The sequence below is a fragment of the Streptomyces sp. NPDC045431 genome (genome assembly GCF_040646655.1).
In the GTDB taxonomy this organism is placed as follows: Bacteria; Actinomycetota; Actinomycetes; order Streptomycetales; family Streptomycetaceae; genus Streptomyces.
Map to the genome: position 1 here is coordinate 193,623 of NZ_JBEZAQ010000006.1, position 14,632 is coordinate 208,254.

Here is a 14,632-nt window from a genome sequence, read left to right on the forward strand (position 1 = left end):
ATCACGCGGGGGGAAAGGCGCCCGGGGTCAGAGGTAGTCCTCCAGGCGGGCGACCGTGAAGCCCTGCTCCTGGATGCGGCGCAGCATGTTCGCCGTCATCTCGGTCATGGAGGTGCCCTTGAGGTCCTGCGGGCCGCGGAAGTGGGCCAGGACGATGTCGCCGGGGTGGAGCTTCCGGTCGCCGCGCTGGTACTGCATGTCGGTGATCTGCATCGACTCGCGCCACAGCACGATCGCCTCGACACCGCACTGCGCGGCGGCCGCGCGGGTGTCCTCGTTCCAGTTGCCGTACGGCGGGCGGAAGAGGCGTGGGGCGGTGCCGTAGGTCTGCTTCAGCTTCTCCTGCTGTCCGCAGATCTCGCGCTGCTGGGCGGCGGCGCCGAGGGTGCGGAGGTTGGGGTGGGTGAGCGTGTGGTTGGCGACGCCCGCGCCGCCGCCGAGGTCGCGCAGGCGCGTGAAGTACGCGTAGTCGTCGCGGATGGCGGCGTCCGTCAGGAACATCGTGAAGGGGACCTTCAGCTCCCGCATCATCTCGATGAACTCGGGGTCCTTCTCGGCGCCGTCGTCGAAGGTGAGGAAGACGACCTTGTCGGTGGTCGGTATCTCGCTGATGACGGGCACCGGGCCGCCCGCGCCCGTCTTCACCGGCTTGGCCTTCGGCGGGGCCGGCGGCGCCGGGAAGGGCTTCAGGCCCCATTTCGCGTACGCGGCCGAGGCGTCCGGTGCCTGGCGCGGCGGCGCGGCCGCGGTCGTGCTCGGCGCCGGCTCCGGGACCGTTGCCGAGCCGGAACCGGAACCGGAGCCGGAACCCGACGCCGTACAGCCCGATATGAGCAGTGCCGCGGCCAGCGCCGCCGCACCCGCGATGTACTTCCCCACCCTGCAACCCCATGTTCGAACGTCTGATCAGCCGCGTACTGCTTGACGGCTGAACGACTCCGGGGGTTGCCTCAGGCCGCCGTCCCGTGGGACTCGAACCGCCAGCGGTGGACCGGCCGCGTGACCAGGTCCGCCGGCGGCTCGGGCAGTTCGGGCAGGTCCGCGTCGTACGCGGCGTCCCACCATGTCAGCACGAGGACCCGGTCGCCCGGCGCCGTGAAGGTCTCGCGGCGCTGCGGTACGGCCTGCGGTACGGCGGCGAGCCCGGCCGCCCGCGCCCACGCCAGCAGCTCCGGGCCGCGGCCCTCGGCGGCGCGGGCCTCCCACATCAGGGTGACCACGGTCATGAGTAGAGGTTGTCCTTGCTGATCTCGTGGACGTGGTCGTGGTCGTGACCGTGGTTGCCGGGCACGTGCGGCTCGGTCACCGGCAGGGAGGAGTCCGCGGGCAGCTCCAGGTCCGAGGCCGGCCGGTTGCGGGCGACCATCTCGGCGCCGAGCGCCGCGACCATCGCGCCGTTGTCGGTGCACAGGCCCGGCCGGGGCACGCGCAGCCGGATGCCGGCCCGCTCGCACCGCTCCTCGGCCAGCGCGCGCAGCCGCGAGTTGGCCGCCACACCGCCGCCGATCATCAGGTGGTCGACTCCCTCGTCCTTGCACGCGCGTACGGCCTTGCGGGTCAGGACGTCGACGACCGCCTCCTGGAACGACGCCGCCACGTCCCGGACCGGCACCTCCTCGCCGGCGGCGCGCTTGGCCTCGATCCAGCGGGCCACCGCGGTCTTCAGGCCGGAGAAGGAGAAGTCGTACGCCGGGTCGCGCGGCCCGCTCAGGCCGCGCGGGAACGCGATCGCGGCCGGGTCGCCCTCCTTCGCCAGCCGGTCGATCACCGGCCCGCCCGGGAAGCCGAGGTCCAGCACGCGCGCGATCTTGTCGAACGCCTCGCCCGCCGCGTCGTCGATCGTCGCGCCCATGGGCCGTACGTCGGAGGTGATGTCCGGCGCGAGCAGCAGCGACGAGTGGCCGCCGGAGACGAGCAGCGCCATCGTCGGCTCGGGCAGCGGCCCGTGCTCCAGCTGGTCGACGCAGATGTGCGACGCCAGGTGGTTCACGCCGTACAGCGGCTTGCCCAGCGCGTACGCGTACGCCTTGGCCGCCGAGACGCCGACGAGGAGCGCGCCCGCGAGGCCCGGGCCCGCCGTGACCGCGATGCCGTCGAGGTCGCGCGCGGAGACCCCGGCCTGCTTCAGGGCGCGCTCGATGGTCGGGACCATCGCTTCCAGGTGCGCGCGGGAGGCGATCTCGGGCACCACGCCGCCGTACCGCGCGTGCGCGTCCACGCTCGACGCGACGGCGTCCGCGAGCAGGGTCGTGCCCCGGACGATGCCGACGCCGGTCTCGTCGCAGGAGGTCTCGATGCCGAGGACGAGGGGTTCGTCAGCCATCACTCTCAGTTCCTTGTACGGTCAGGCGCATCACCAGCGCGTCGATGTTGCCCGGCTGGTAGTAAGCGCGGCGGAAGCCGATCGGTTCGAAGCCGAAGCGCTCGTACAGCTTCTGGGCGCGGGTGTTGTCCACGCGCACTTCGAGGAGCACCTCGTCGCACTCGAAGGCGGTGGCGTGCCGCAGCAGTTCGGTCAGGAGCCGCGCCCCGAGGCCGGTCCCCCACTGGTCGCGGGCGACGGCGATGGTCTGTACGTCGCCGAGGCCGCCGGCCGCCGCGAGCCCGGCGTACCCGACGATCCGCCCGTCGGGCGCGGACTCGGCCACGACGTAGCGGCGGGTGGAGTGCGGGCCGCGCGCGTGGGCGAGCTCGGACCAGAACATCCCGGCCGACCAGGCGTCGTCGGGGAACAGCTCCCGCTCCAGCGCCAGCACCGGCTCGATGTCCCACCAGCGCATCTCGCGAAGCGCGGCCGTGGTCACCGTGGTCACTTCGGCGTGACCACCTTGTAGTTCTTCGGCACCTGGGCGTCGGGGCGCCGCAGGTACAGCGGCAGCGGGTCCTCGAACGTCCCGCCGTCCCGCAGCCGTTCGGCGGCGAGCGCGGCGAGGGCCGCGGCCGACTGGTGCTCGGGGTCGCGGGCGTCGGGGAACACCTCGCCGTACAGGCGGGCTCCGGCGCCGACGGCCGGGAGCCCGGCGACCTGGTCGGCGATGTCGGCGGGGCGGTCGACGGCGGGGCCGGTCGCGCGCGTACGGCAGTCGTCGTAGCGCGCCCAGTAGACCTCCTTGCGGCGCGCGTCCGTCGCCACGACGAACGGCTCGTCGATCCCGGAGGCGTAGGCGAGCCCGTCGAGCGTGCACACGCCGTGCACCGGTACGCCGCCGAGCGCCGACGCGAAGGTGGCGGCGGTGACGAGGCCGACCCGCAGCCCGGTGTACGGGCCGGGGCCGACGCCCACGACGATGCCGGTCACGGCGTCCAGCGTGCGGCCGGCCTCCCGGAGCACCCGGTCGACGGTGGGCAGCAGCAGCTCCCCGTGGCGGCGGGCGTCGACCTGGGCGGCCTCGGCGAGGACGGAGTCCCCGTCGTGGAGGGCGACGGTGACGGCGGGTGTGGCGGTATCCATGGCGAGCAAGAGCACGCAAACAGCCTACGGCTCCCGAGGCGGGGGCACGGCCGCCCCGGTCGGTCCGCCCGCCGACTGCTACCGTCACCCCCATTACGTACGCGTACGCGCGAGAGGTGGGCAGCAGGGTGGCAAGGAGCAGCTCGGGATTCGTGGCCGGGCTCACCGTGGCGGCGCTGGCCGCGGTCGGTTTCCTCGCCTATCAGGCGTCGGCCAACGTCCCCGCCGACCTCGCGGCGAAGCCCTCGGCGTCGCCGAGCGGCCCCGCGACGCCGGCGCCCGCGCCCGGCGGCGGCACCAAGGCCGCGGACCCGCTGGCCCTGCCGGAGGAGTCGGGCACGGGGACGCGGGTGGTGTACGCGCTCGGCGCCCGGCGCGTCTGGCTGGTCGACGCGAACGACAAGGTCACGCGGACGTTCGCGGTCATGCCGAGCACCGTCAACCCGAAGCCGGGCACGTACGCCGTGACGACCCGCTCGGGCAGCGTGGCGGGCTCCGACGGCGTACGGGTCGAGCACGTGGTGCGGTTCGCCCGGGTCGACGGGGTGACGATCGGCTTCAGCGCGGCGGTGGACGGCACGATGGCCAGCCCGGACCCGACGCGCAAGACGGGCGGTATCCGGATGACGCGGGCGGACGGCGACGCGCTGTGGACGTTCGCCGCGGTCAACTCGAAGGTCGTCGTCGTCCCGTAAGGCGTGACGCCGGCCGGGCCGTTACGCGGGTCGGACCGTTACGCGGCGCGGGCCGTTACGCGGCGCGGGCCGTTACGCCGCGTCCGACGTCACGGCGTCGTCGCCCGGCACGTCCGCGTCGGCGTCCGCTTCGGCACCGTCGCCGTTCTCGGCCCGGGGCGGGGTGGACACGGCGCTGGCCGCCGCACACGACGCCAGCAGATCACGCATCGAGACATCCTGCTCGGACGTCGGCATCGGTTGCCTCCTGGGGCTCCGGGGGCAGACGTGGTTAGGTGGACCTAACCACGTACGGGTATCCATGGGACCACGCCCCGGACGTACGACGCAACATCGTGCCGACACCTTGTCGGAAACTACGGGGAACGCGGCGCCGCCCGAGGCCGCGAGACACGAGCCGCGAGCCGCGAGGCTCAGGCGAGGTCCGGGTCCGGGTCCGGGTCCGACCCCAGGCCCAGGCCCAGGCCGTCGAGGTCCGCCTCCGCCCAGCGCGCCCCGTACCCGGACAGCGTCACCACGCGCCGCTCGTCGTCCGTCGAGCCGACCACGCGGTGGATCACCACGTGCAGCCGGTCCTCGGACAACTCCTCGACCTTGCCCTCGCCCCACTCCACGACCACCACCGAGTCCGGCAGGGACACGTCGAGGTCGAGGTCCTCCATCTCGTCGAGGCCGCCGCCGAGGCGGTAGGCGTCGACGTGGACGAGCGCGGGGCCGCCGGTCAGCGACGGGTGGACGCGGGCGATGACGAACGTCGGGGACGTGACCGCCCCCCGTACGCCGAGCCCTTCGCCGAGCCCGCGCGTCATGGTCGTCTTGCCCGCGCCCAGTTCGCCGGTCATCAGAACCAGGTCGCCGGGGCGCAGCAGTTTCGCCAGCGCGCGGCCGAGCTCCTGCGTCTGCTCGGGCGCGTGGAGGGTGAACCGGGCGGTGGCGGCGGGGGCTTCTGCGGCTGCGGCCTGGGTGCCGTCAGCCGCCGGGCTGTGCGGTGCTTCCATACCCGCCAACGTTAGCCGCTGCGGACACCGCCCCCACGCGCGCCAGCAGGTCCGCGAGCCGGTCGGTCACCGCCTCCGGGTGCTCCAGCATCACCAGGTGCCCGCCGTCCGGGACGATGACCAGCTCGGCGTCGGGGAGGAGGTCGGCGATCGTCTCGGTGTGCGAGCTGGGCGTGACCAGGTCCTGGTCGCCCGCGAGCGCGAGCACCGGCACCTCGGCGAAGACGCGCAGCGCGTCCGCCTTGTCGTGGTCCGTGAACGCCGGGTAGAACTCCGCGACGACGTCGATCGGCGTGCCCTCGATCATCCGCTCCGCGAACCGGGCGACGGCCGGGTCCACGTCCCGCGACGAGAACGAGTACCGCTTGATGAGCCCCGCGAACAGGTCCGCGGTCGCCCCCCGCGCGCGCTCCACCAGCTCCGCCTGCGAGCCGAGCGCCCGCAGCACGCCCGGCAGGACGCGCCGGACGGCGTTGACGCCCGCGACCGGGAGGCCGTAGTTCACCTCGCCGAGCCGGCCGCACGACGTACCGACGAAGGCGACGCCGACGACCCGCTCGCGGATCAGCTCGGGGTACTGGTCGGCCAGCGCCATCACCGTCATGCCGCCCATCGAGTGCCCGACCAGCACGAGCGGCCCCTCGGGCGCGGCGGCGTCGATGACGGCCTTCAGGTCGCGGCCCAGCTGGTCGATGGAGACCGGCACGGCGTCGGCGTCCGGGCGGCGGCGCTGGGCGACGCCGCGCCCCGAACGGCCGTGGCTACGCTGGTCCCAGTGGACGGTGCGCACCAGGCCGCGCAGGGCGGCGCGCTGGAAGTGCCAGGAGTCCTGGTTGAGGCAGTAGCCGTGGCTGAAGACGACCGTGACGGGCGCGGGCGCCTTGGCGCCGAAGAGGCGGCGCCGGCGCGGGATGCCGCCTCCCGCGTCCGCCTCGTCGGGGTCGGCCACCTCGTCGACCTCGTAGTACAGCTCCGTGCCGTCGTCCGCCGCGGCCTTGCCGGGGGTGCCGCGCAGCGCGCCGTACGGGCCCGCCGCGTCCAGCGCGAGGCGCGCCTTCCTGCGCATGCCGCGCCCGACGGTGAGGCGCTCTATGGCGACACCGGCGGCCGCACCGGCCGCGATCACTCCTATCGCCGCGCCGGCGAAACCGGCGCGGCGCCAATTGCCGGCGGCCGCGGCCTCCACCGCACTGGTCTCACTCACGCGGCAGCTCCTCGTCGGTCAGGTCGCGTCGGTTACGTTCGTATAGACGCGTGGTACCCGCGATCCGATCCGGGTCACGATCTCGTACGCGATCGTGTCCGCCGCCCGCGCCCAGTCCTCGGCGGTCGGCTCACCCCGGTCGCCCGGTCCGAACAGCACGGCCTGCGCGCCCGGCTCCACGGCGTCGCCCTCCAGGTCGACCACGAACTGGTCCATCGCGACCCGGCCGGCCACCGTCCGCACCCGGTCCCCGACCAGCACCGGGCCGCGGCCGGAGGCGTGGCGCGGGATGCCGTCGGCGTACCCGAGGGGGATGAGGCCGAGGGTGGTCGGGCCGTCGGTGACGTAGTGGTGCCCGTAGCTGACGCCGTGCCCGCCCGGCACGTTCTTGACGAGCGCGACGCTCCCCACCAGCCGCATGACGGGCCGCAGCCCGAAGTCGGCCGGTGCGCCCACCTCGGGGATCGGCGAGACGCCGTACATGGCGATCCCGGTCCGTACGAGGTCGAAGTGGGTCTCGGGCAGGGTGAGGGTGGCCGGGGAGTTGGCCAGGTGCCGCACCTCGGGCCGGACGCCCGCCTTCTCGGCGTACTCCAGCATGGTGTGGAACGCGTCCAGCTGGGCGGCGATGGAGGGGTGGCCGGGCTCGTCGGCGCAGGCGAAGTGCGACCAGACGCCGGTGACCCGGAGCAGGCCGTCGGCCTCGGCCCTCAGCGCCTCGCCGACGAGCCGGGGCCAGTCGGCGGGCTGGCAGCCGTTGCGGCCGAGGCCCGTGTCGGCCTTGAGCTGCACGCGCGCCGGCTGTGCGGTCCGGCGCGCCGCCTCGATGACCTCGTCCAGGGCCCACATCCCGCTCACGGCCATGTCCACGTCGGCCCGGATGGCCTCGTCCCAGGGGCCGCCGGGCGTCCACAGCCAGCACAGGACGGGCGCGTCGATCCCGGCCGCCCGCAGTGCGAGCGCCTCGTGCGGCGTGGCGGTCCCGAGCCAGGTGGCTCCCGCCTCCAGCGCCGCCCGGGCACAGGGGACGGCGCCGTGCCCGTACGCGTCGGCCTTCACGACGGCCATGACCTGGACGTCCGTCCCCACGCGCCCGCGCAGGGCACGCACGTTGGCGCGCAACGCCCCGAGATCGATCTCGGCGCGGGCGCGAAGGGTCTGCGGTGTCTCACTCATCGCGCCCAGTCTCTCAGGTGCGCCCGTCGCCCTCGCCGCGCGCTCGTGTCATACCTGTCACGCGACCCCCCGCCACGCCCCCGGCAGCGCCTCCGCCACGTCGTACGCCGTGATCGGCGCCTCCCGCGCCGCCCGCCGCGCCGCGAGGCCGTGGAGGTACGCCGCCACCGACGCGGCGTCCCGGGGCGCGAGGCCGGCCGCGAGCAGGGAGCCGGCGAGGCCCGACAGGACGTCGCCGCTGCCCGCGGTGGCGAGCCACGCCGTACCCGTGGGGTTGACCCGTACCGGCCCCTCCGGGGCGGCGACCAGCGTCGTCGAGCCCTTGAGCAGCACGGTCGCGCCGTACCGGCCCGCGAGCTCCCGCACCGCCTCCAGGCGCCGGGCCTCGACGTCCTCGCGGGCGACGCCCAGCAGCGCGGCGGCCTCCCCCGCGTGCGGGGTCAGGACGGTGGGGGCGGGGCGGGCCCGGACGGCCGCCGGGTCCAGGTGGCGCAGGCCGTCGGCGTCGACCAGGACCGGTACGTCGGAGGCGAGTACGTCGTCGACGCCGGGCGTGTCGCCGAGGCCGGGCCCGATGACCCACGCCTGGACGCGGCCCGCCTTCGCCGGGGGCCCGGCGTGGACGAGCGTCTCCGGGTGGCGCGCGATGACGGCGTCGCCGGCCGGGCCGACGTACCGCACGGCCCCGGCCCCGCCGCGCAGCGCGCCGGAGACCGCGAGCACCGCCGCGCCGGGGTAGCGGGCGGAGCCGGCGACCACGCCGACGACGCCGCGCCGGTACTTGTCGCTCTCGCCGGAGGGGACCGGCAGCAGCCGGGCCACGTCGGCGTGCTGGAGCGCCTCCAGCTCGGGCTCGGCCGGCAGCCGGAGCCCGATGTCGACGAGCCGCACGGCGCCGGCGTACTCCCGCGCCGGGTCGATCAGCAGCCCCGGCTTGTACGCCCCGAAGGTCACCGTCGCGTCCGCGCGCACCGCCTCCCCCGCGACCTCGCCGGTGTCGGCGTCCACGCCGCTGGGCAGGTCCACGGCGACGACGGCCGCCCCGGAGTCGTGGGCCGCGCGCACCACGGGCACGGCGTCGGGCCGCAGCCCGCCGCGCCCGCCGATGCCGGTGATCCCGTCGAGGACGAGGTCGGCGCGGGCGAGGACCGCGTACGGGTCCTCGGCGACGTGCCCGCCCGCGCCGCGCAGCGCCGCCAGCCCGCCCTCATGGGCGCGGGAGCCGAGCAGCACCGCCGAGACGCCGGCCCCGCGCCGGGCCAGGCGGGCGCCCGCGTAGAGCGCGTCGCCGCCGTTGGCGCCGCTGCCGACGAGCAGCACCACGCGCGCGCCGTAGACGCGGCCCAGCAGCCCGGCGCAGGCGGCGGCCAGTCCGGCCGCGGCGCGCTGCATCAGGGCGTCCGGTGGCAGCCGCGCCATCAGTTCGGCCTCGGCGGCCCGTACGGTCTCCACCCGGTAGGCGGTACGCATCCGATCACCCCTCCACGACGACGGCGGCCTTCCGTGATCAACCCTCCGCGACGACGGCGGCCTTCCGTGATCAACCCTCCGCGATCACCACGGCCGACGCCACCCCCGCGTCATGGCTGAGCGACACGTGCCAGTGCCGTACGCCCAGCTCGGCCGCGCGGGCCGCGACCGTGCCGCGCACCCGCAGGCGCGGCCGGCCGCTGTCCTCGACGTACACCTCGGCGTCGGTCCACAGCAGTCCGGCCGGCGCTCCGAGCGCCTTCGCGATCGCCTCCTTGGCCGCGAAGCGGGCGGCGAGCGAGGCCATCCCGCGCCGCTCGCCGCTCGGCAGGAGCAGTTCGCGCTCCAGGAAGAGCCGGTGCGCCAGGTTCGGTGTCCGTTCCATCGACGCCGCGAACCGGTCGATCTCCGCGACGTCGATCCCCACCCCGATGATCATTTCTCTCCCGATCTGTCCCGCTCACTCCACCGTCACGGACTTGGCGAGGTTACGCGGCTGGTCGACCTCGTTGCCGCGCGCGGTCGCCAGTTCGCACGCGAACACCTGGAGCGGCACCGTCGACACCATCGGCTGGAGCAGCACCGGCGTCGCCGGGACGCGGATCAGGTGGTCCGCGTACGGCACGACCGCCTCGTCCCCCTCCTCCGCGATCACGATGGTCCGCGCACCGCGCGCCCGGATCTCCTGGATGTTCGACACGATCTTGTCGTGGAGGACGGAGCGGCCGCGCGGCGACGGCACCACGACCACCACCGGCAGGCCCTTCTCGATCAGCGCGATCGGCCCGTGCTTCAGCTCGCCCGCCGCGAACCCCTCCGCGTGCATGTAGGCGAGCTCCTTGAGCTTCAGCGCGCCTTCGAGCGCCACGGGGAAGCCCACGTGCCGGCCGAGGAACAGCACGGTGTCCGCGTCGGCGAGCGAGCGCGCCAGCTCGCGCACCGGCTCCATGGTCTGCAGGACCCGCTCGACGTCCTCCCCGATCCTCGACAGGTCGCGGACCACGGCCCGGATCTCGTCGCCCCACGTGGTGCCGCGCACCTGCCCCAGGTAGAGCGCCAGCAGGTAGACGGCCACGAGCTGGGTGAGGAACGCCTTGGTGGAGGCGACCGCCACCTCGGGCCCGGCGTGCGTGTACAGCACGGCGTCGGACTCGCGCGGGATGGTCGCGCCGTTGGTGTTGGAGACGGCCAGCACCTTCGCGCCCTGCTCGCGGGCGTGGCGCAGCGCCATGAGGGTGTCCATGGTCTCGCCGGACTGGGAGATGGCCACCACCAGCGTGCGCCGGTCGAGGATCGGGTCCCGGTAGCGGAACTCGCTCGCCAGCTCCACCTCGCACGGGATGCGGGTCCAGTGCTCGATGGCGTACTTGGCGATCAGCGCCGCGTGGAACGCGGTGCCGCAGGCCACGATGACGACCTTGTCCGCCTCGCGCAGCACCTCGTCCGGGATGCGGAGCTCGTCCAGGGTCAGGGAGCCGTTCGCGTCGATGCGGCCGAGCAGGGTGTCGGCGACCGCCTTCGGCTGCTCGGCGATCTCCTTGAGCATGAAGGAGGCGTAGCCGCCCTTCTCGGCCGCCGAGGCGTCCCAGTCGACGTGGTACGCCCGTACCTCGGCCGGCGCCCCGTCGAAGTCGGTCACCGTCACGGCGTCCCGGCGGACCTCGACGACCTGGTCCTGGCCGAGCTCGATCGCGGAGCGGGTGTGCTCGATGAACGCGGCCACGTCCGAGGCGAGGAACGCCTCGCCCTCGCCGACGCCCACCACCAGCGGGGAGTTGCGCCGTGCGCCGACGACCACGTCCGGCTCGTCGGCGTGCACGGCGACCAGCGTGAAGGCGCCGTCGAGCCGCCGGCACACCAGCCGCATCGCCTCGGCGAGGTCGCCGCAGGACGAGAACGTCTCGGCCAGCAGGTGCGCGACGGTCTCGGTGTCGGTCTCCGACTCCAGCGTGTGGCCCCGCTTCGCCAGCTCGGCGCGGAGGGCGGCGAAGTTCTCGATGATGCCGTTGTGGACGACGGCCACGCGCCCGGCGTTGTCGAGGTGCGGGTGGGCGTTGGCGTCGGTGGGGGCACCGTGCGTGGCCCACCGGGTGTGCCCGATGCCCGTCGACCCGGCCGGCAGGGGCCGGGCGTGCAGCTCCTTCTCCAGGTTGACGAGCTTGCCCGCCTTCTTCGCGGCGGCCATCCCGCCGTCGGCGAGCACCGCGACACCGGCCGAGTCGTAGCCCCGGTACTCCAGCCGCTTGAGGCCCGCGATCACCACATCGAGCGCCGACTGCCCGCCGACGTAACCCACGATTCCGCACATGTCGGCAGCCTAGGGGAGGGCGCCCGCGCCGGGCAGTAGACCCGCACGCGTCACGCTTTCGCCCGGTACGCCCGCATGGCCAGCGGATAGAAGACCAGGGCTATGCCCGCCGCCCAGACCAGCGACCACAGCACCGGCCGCCCCACCTCGCCGCCGAGCAGCAGCCCGCGGAAGGCGTCCGACAGATGGGTCACGGGGTTGACCTCCACCCAGGCCTGGAGCCAGCCGGGCATGGTGTCGACGCGGACGAAGGCGCTGCTGGTGAAGGTGACCGGGAAGATGAGCGTGAAGCCGAACGCCTGCACCTTCTCCGCGTCGCCCGCCAGCATGCCGATGAGCACCGCGCACCACGACACGGCCGCCGCGAAGGCGATCACCAGCGCCACGCCCACGAGGAAGCCACCGAGCCCGCCGGTGAGCCGGAAGCCGAGCGCGAGGCCGAGGGCGATCATCAGCAGCACCGCCCACAGGTGCTTGGCCAGGTCGGCGGCGATCCGGCCGATCAGCGGCGCCGAGCGGGCGATCGGCAGGCTCCGCAGCCGGTCGAAGACACCCTTCGTGAGGTCGGTGTTGAGCGCCATCGCGGTGTAGATCGTCATGAACAGCGTGTTCTGGACGATGATCCCCGGCAGGGCGTACCGCAGGTACGCGTCCGGCGAGCCGGCCATCTGGCCGCCCATCACGTACGTGAAGAGGAACACGAACATGATCGGGGTGATGCTGTAGTCCACCAGCTCCAGCGGGTTGTGCTTGACGGCCACCAGGCTCCGCCACGCCATGGTGGCGGTCTGGCGCACGGCGGCCCCCGGCGGGACGCGGCCGCTCGCCGTCACCGGGGCGGTCGCGGTGGTCGCGGTGGCCGCGGTCATGCCGAACTCACCGCCTTCTCGATGTCGCTGTCGTCGGGCTCCGGCGTCCGCCCGCCTTCCTTGCCGGACTCCTTGCCCGGCTCCTTGCCGGGTTCCGGCTCGGCGCGGTGGCCGGTCAGCGCCAGGAACACCTCGTCGAGGGACGAGCGGCGCAGCGTGAGCTCGCCGACCGCGATGCCCGCCCCGTCCAGCCGCCGTACGACGGCGGGCATCAGCTCCGGGTCGTTCACCGGCGCGGTGATCACACCGCCCTCGATCTGGGTCTGCGCCCCGGCCGCCTGCTCCACCAGGGCGTGCGCCGCGGCCAGGTCCGCGTCCCGCACCGGCCGCAGCTGGAGGACCTGGCCGCCCACCTGGGACTTCAGCTCGTCGGGGGTGCCCTCGGCGATCACCCGGCCCCGGTCGATCACCACGATGTCGTCGGCGAGCATGTCCGCCTCGTTGAGGTACTGCGTGGTGAGCAGGGCCGTCACGCCCTCGGCGACCAGGCCGCGCACCATGTCCCACAGCTCGCCGCGGCTGCGCGGGTCGAGGCCGGTCGTCGGCTCGTCGAGGAACAGGATCCGCGGCCGCCCGACCAGGCTCGCCGCCAGGTCCAGCCGGCGCCGCATGCCGCCGGAGTACGTCTTCACCGCGCGCCCGGCCGCGTCGGTGAGGTGGAACCGCCCCAGCAGCTCCGCCGCCCGCGCCCTGGCCTCGCGCCGCGATATGCCCAGCAGCCGCCCGATGAGCAGCAGGTTCTCGGTGCCCGTGAGGTTCTCGTCGACCGCCGCGTACTGCCCGGTCAGGCCCACCAGGGACCGCACGAGGCCCGCCTGCCGCACCACGTCGTGCCCCGCCACGGTCGCCCGGCCCGCGTCGGGCTGGAGCAGCGTGGCGAAGATGCGGACGGCGGTGGTCTTGCCGGCGCCGTTGGGCCCGAGCAGCCCCAGCACCGTCCCGGTCCGCGCGGCGAGGTCCACGCCGTCCAGCGCCCGGGTCTCCTTGAAGTGTTTGGCCAGGCCCTCGGCCTGGATCGCGTACGCGTCGGTCATGGGAGTTTCCCCTCGGATCGGGGTCGTCGCGCTGACGCGGGCGGACGGCGGCCGGCCGACGCCCGCCCTTCCCACAACTGTGACGCACGCCACCGGGATTCCCTGGCGTCGGCCGACACCAAAACGTAATGAGAGAAACTACCTACCGCCGGTAAGATCATTTCGCTCATTCTTCAGCCGCGAGAGACGCCAGGAAAGAACAACATGAGACTGCGTAGGGCCCTCCCGATCGCCGCCGTATTGCCGGCCCTGCTCGCGGTGTCCGCGTGCAGCGGGGAACCGAAGGAATCCGGCGACAAGAAGCCGGATGCGAAGGCGAGCGCCAAGGGCGCACAGAGCGCCGAAGAAAAGGAGGCGGCCGAAGCGAAGCAGCTGGGGGCCCTGGACACCAAAACCCTCGAAAAGGTGGTCCTCACCGGAAAGGCCGCCGGATTCGACGCGAAGAAAATCGCGAAGGCGGAGGTCGAGGCCGGCCGCAACATGGAGGCCGACAACAAGACCTGCCAGCCCCTCGCGAGCCTCATCGGCGGCTTCACCCACATCAAGCCGGTCAGCGCGGCGCACCGCTCGCTCCAGCCCACCGAGGCGACCAACGCCACCGTGGGCTCCATGTGGCTCGTCTCCCATTCCGAGAAGAACGCCGTCCAGGTCATGAAGGACCTCCGCGCGGCCGTCACCGCATGCCCCAAGGGCTTTAAGACGCTGGGCCTCACGTACGGCAAGGTCGACGGCCTCACGGCGCCGAAGCTGGGCGACGAGGCCGTCGCGTACCGGATCACCGGGGACATCGGCAAGCAGAAGGTGCCCATGAGGTACACGGTCGTTCGCAGTGGCGGGGTGATCGCGGCGTTCTACGGTGTGAACATGCTCGACGAGAAGAAGGCCGCCATTCCGGAGGCGGTCGTCAAGGCGCAGCTGGAGAAGATGGCGAGCGGCAAGGGCTGAGGCAGCTCCCGTACAAACGAAGGGGCCTCCCGGTGCTCGACACCGGGAGGCCCCTTCCCGTCGACGGACTCCCGTCGGGAGCCGCTTAGGAGCCGCTCAGGAAGGCCTCCAGGGCCGGTCCCGTCGTCGCCACGACAGCGGCGCTCTCCCGCATATCTGCGGAGAGGTGGGCCCGATCCCCCTCCTCGCGCAGGATCACCGGCCGGTCCGTCGGAATCACGCTCGCTCCCAGGCGCTCCACCAGCTCGGCCAGGATGTCGAAGAACTGGCCGGACGGGAAGCGGTTGACGGCGACACTGACCTCATTGACGTCCACATCGAGCTCATGCCCGTCTGCAGTACGGATCAGCACGCCGTTTGTGAGGTCCTCGTCGGCAGCGACGATGTACGGTCTCAGGACCTCGCGCACGAGGTCCATGTCGAGGGGCTCCGGTTCACCGTTCCTGTAGCGGAGCACGAACAGCATGCGACTCATTCTGTGG

The 14,632-nt window shown here is 73.6% G+C and carries 17 protein-coding genes; 2 read left to right on the plus strand and 15 right to left on the minus strand.

The window, feature by feature from the left end:
* Window positions 1-27: 27 nt before the first annotated feature.
* The 5 genes from AB0A69_RS16290 to tsaB all read right to left on the minus strand — a co-directional run bounded on the left by AB0A69_RS16290 (window position 28) and on the right by tsaB (window position 3,466).
* Complete coding sequence (locus AB0A69_RS16290) at window positions 28-879, minus strand: polysaccharide deacetylase family protein (protein WP_361421271.1); 852 nt, start codon at window positions 877-879, stop codon at window positions 28-30.
* Window positions 880-950: 71 nt separating this feature from the next.
* On the minus strand, window positions 951-1,226 hold the full coding sequence (locus AB0A69_RS16295; RefSeq protein WP_361421274.1) for a hypothetical protein: 276 nt from the start codon (window positions 1,224-1,226) through the stop codon (window positions 951-953).
* The gene (gene tsaD, locus AB0A69_RS16300) at window positions 1,223-2,323 is read right to left on the minus strand and encodes a tRNA (adenosine(37)-N6)-threonylcarbamoyltransferase complex transferase subunit TsaD (RefSeq protein WP_361421277.1); all 1,101 of its coding nucleotides are present in this window, start codon (window positions 2,321-2,323) and stop codon (window positions 1,223-1,225) included. The genes AB0A69_RS16295 and tsaD overlap by 4 nt, the downstream gene beginning before the upstream one ends.
* Complete coding sequence (rimI, locus tag AB0A69_RS16305; RefSeq protein WP_361421685.1) at window positions 2,316-2,780, minus strand: ribosomal protein S18-alanine N-acetyltransferase; 465 nt, start codon at window positions 2,778-2,780, stop codon at window positions 2,316-2,318. The genes tsaD and rimI overlap by 8 nt, the downstream gene beginning before the upstream one ends.
* Window positions 2,781-2,809: 29 nt before the next feature.
* Window positions 2,810-3,466: a tRNA (adenosine(37)-N6)-threonylcarbamoyltransferase complex dimerization subunit type 1 TsaB gene (tsaB, locus tag AB0A69_RS16310; RefSeq protein ID WP_361421280.1), complete on the minus strand. Its 657-nt coding sequence runs from the start codon at window positions 3,464-3,466 to the stop codon at window positions 2,810-2,812.
* Between the two features lie 137 nt (window positions 3,467-3,603).
* On the opposite strand from tsaB, the gene AB0A69_RS16315 reads away from it, so the two are divergent.
* The gene (locus AB0A69_RS16315) at window positions 3,604-4,146 is read left to right on the plus strand and encodes a hypothetical protein (protein ID WP_361421283.1); all 543 of its coding nucleotides are present in this window, start codon (window positions 3,604-3,606) and stop codon (window positions 4,144-4,146) included.
* Between the two features lie 72 nt (window positions 4,147-4,218).
* On the opposite strand, the gene AB0A69_RS16320 is transcribed toward AB0A69_RS16315, so the two are convergent.
* From AB0A69_RS16320 to AB0A69_RS16360, 9 genes are all read right to left on the minus strand, one after another.
* Window positions 4,219-4,383 carry a hypothetical protein gene (locus AB0A69_RS16320; protein ID WP_361421286.1) on the minus strand — a complete coding sequence of 55 codons (165 nt, stop codon included), beginning with the start codon at window positions 4,381-4,383 and terminating at the stop codon, window positions 4,219-4,221.
* A 176-nt stretch (window positions 4,384-4,559) separates the two neighbouring features.
* Window positions 4,560-5,144, minus strand: coding sequence for a tRNA (adenosine(37)-N6)-threonylcarbamoyltransferase complex ATPase subunit type 1 TsaE (tsaE, locus tag AB0A69_RS16325; protein WP_361421289.1), 585 nt, complete (start codon window positions 5,142-5,144; stop codon window positions 4,560-4,562).
* Window positions 5,116-6,348, minus strand: a complete 1,233-nt coding sequence (locus AB0A69_RS16330; protein WP_361421292.1) for an alpha/beta hydrolase — start codon at window positions 6,346-6,348, stop codon at window positions 5,116-5,118. Before AB0A69_RS16330 ends, tsaE begins: the two co-directional genes overlap by 29 nt.
* 18 nt (window positions 6,349-6,366) lie before the next feature.
* Window positions 6,367-7,524, minus strand: a complete 1,158-nt coding sequence (alr, locus tag AB0A69_RS16335; RefSeq protein ID WP_361421295.1) for an alanine racemase — start codon at window positions 7,522-7,524, stop codon at window positions 6,367-6,369.
* 57 nt (window positions 7,525-7,581) lie between these two features.
* Window positions 7,582-8,994 carry an NAD(P)H-hydrate dehydratase gene (locus AB0A69_RS16340; protein ID WP_361421298.1) on the minus strand — a complete coding sequence of 471 codons (1,413 nt, stop codon included), beginning with the start codon at window positions 8,992-8,994 and terminating at the stop codon, window positions 7,582-7,584.
* A 70-nt stretch (window positions 8,995-9,064) separates the two neighbouring features.
* Window positions 9,065-9,433: a holo-ACP synthase gene (locus AB0A69_RS16345; RefSeq protein ID WP_361421301.1), complete on the minus strand. Its 369-nt coding sequence runs from the start codon at window positions 9,431-9,433 to the stop codon at window positions 9,065-9,067.
* Window positions 9,434-9,454: 21 nt separating this feature from the next.
* A complete protein-coding gene (glmS, locus tag AB0A69_RS16350) occupies window positions 9,455-11,302 on the minus strand; it encodes a glutamine--fructose-6-phosphate transaminase (isomerizing) (RefSeq protein ID WP_361421304.1) in 1,848 nt (615 codons plus the stop codon).
* 50 nt (window positions 11,303-11,352) lie between these two features.
* Window positions 11,353-12,171, minus strand: a complete 819-nt coding sequence (locus AB0A69_RS16355; protein WP_361421307.1) for an ABC transporter permease — start codon at window positions 12,169-12,171, stop codon at window positions 11,353-11,355.
* Complete coding sequence (locus AB0A69_RS16360; protein WP_361421310.1) at window positions 12,168-13,205, minus strand: ATP-binding cassette domain-containing protein; 1,038 nt, start codon at window positions 13,203-13,205, stop codon at window positions 12,168-12,170. The genes AB0A69_RS16355 and AB0A69_RS16360 overlap by 4 nt, the downstream gene beginning before the upstream one ends.
* Window positions 13,206-13,409: 204 nt before the next feature.
* Between AB0A69_RS16360 and AB0A69_RS16365 the strand changes: the two genes are divergently transcribed.
* Window positions 13,410-14,150, plus strand: a complete 741-nt coding sequence (locus AB0A69_RS16365; RefSeq protein ID WP_361421313.1) for a hypothetical protein — start codon at window positions 13,410-13,412, stop codon at window positions 14,148-14,150.
* A gap of 85 nt (window positions 14,151-14,235) precedes the next feature.
* On the opposite strand, the gene AB0A69_RS16370 is transcribed toward AB0A69_RS16365, so the two are convergent.
* Window positions 14,236-14,616: a hypothetical protein gene (locus tag AB0A69_RS16370; protein WP_361421315.1), complete on the minus strand. Its 381-nt coding sequence runs from the start codon at window positions 14,614-14,616 to the stop codon at window positions 14,236-14,238.
* Window positions 14,617-14,632 lie beyond the last annotated feature (16 nt).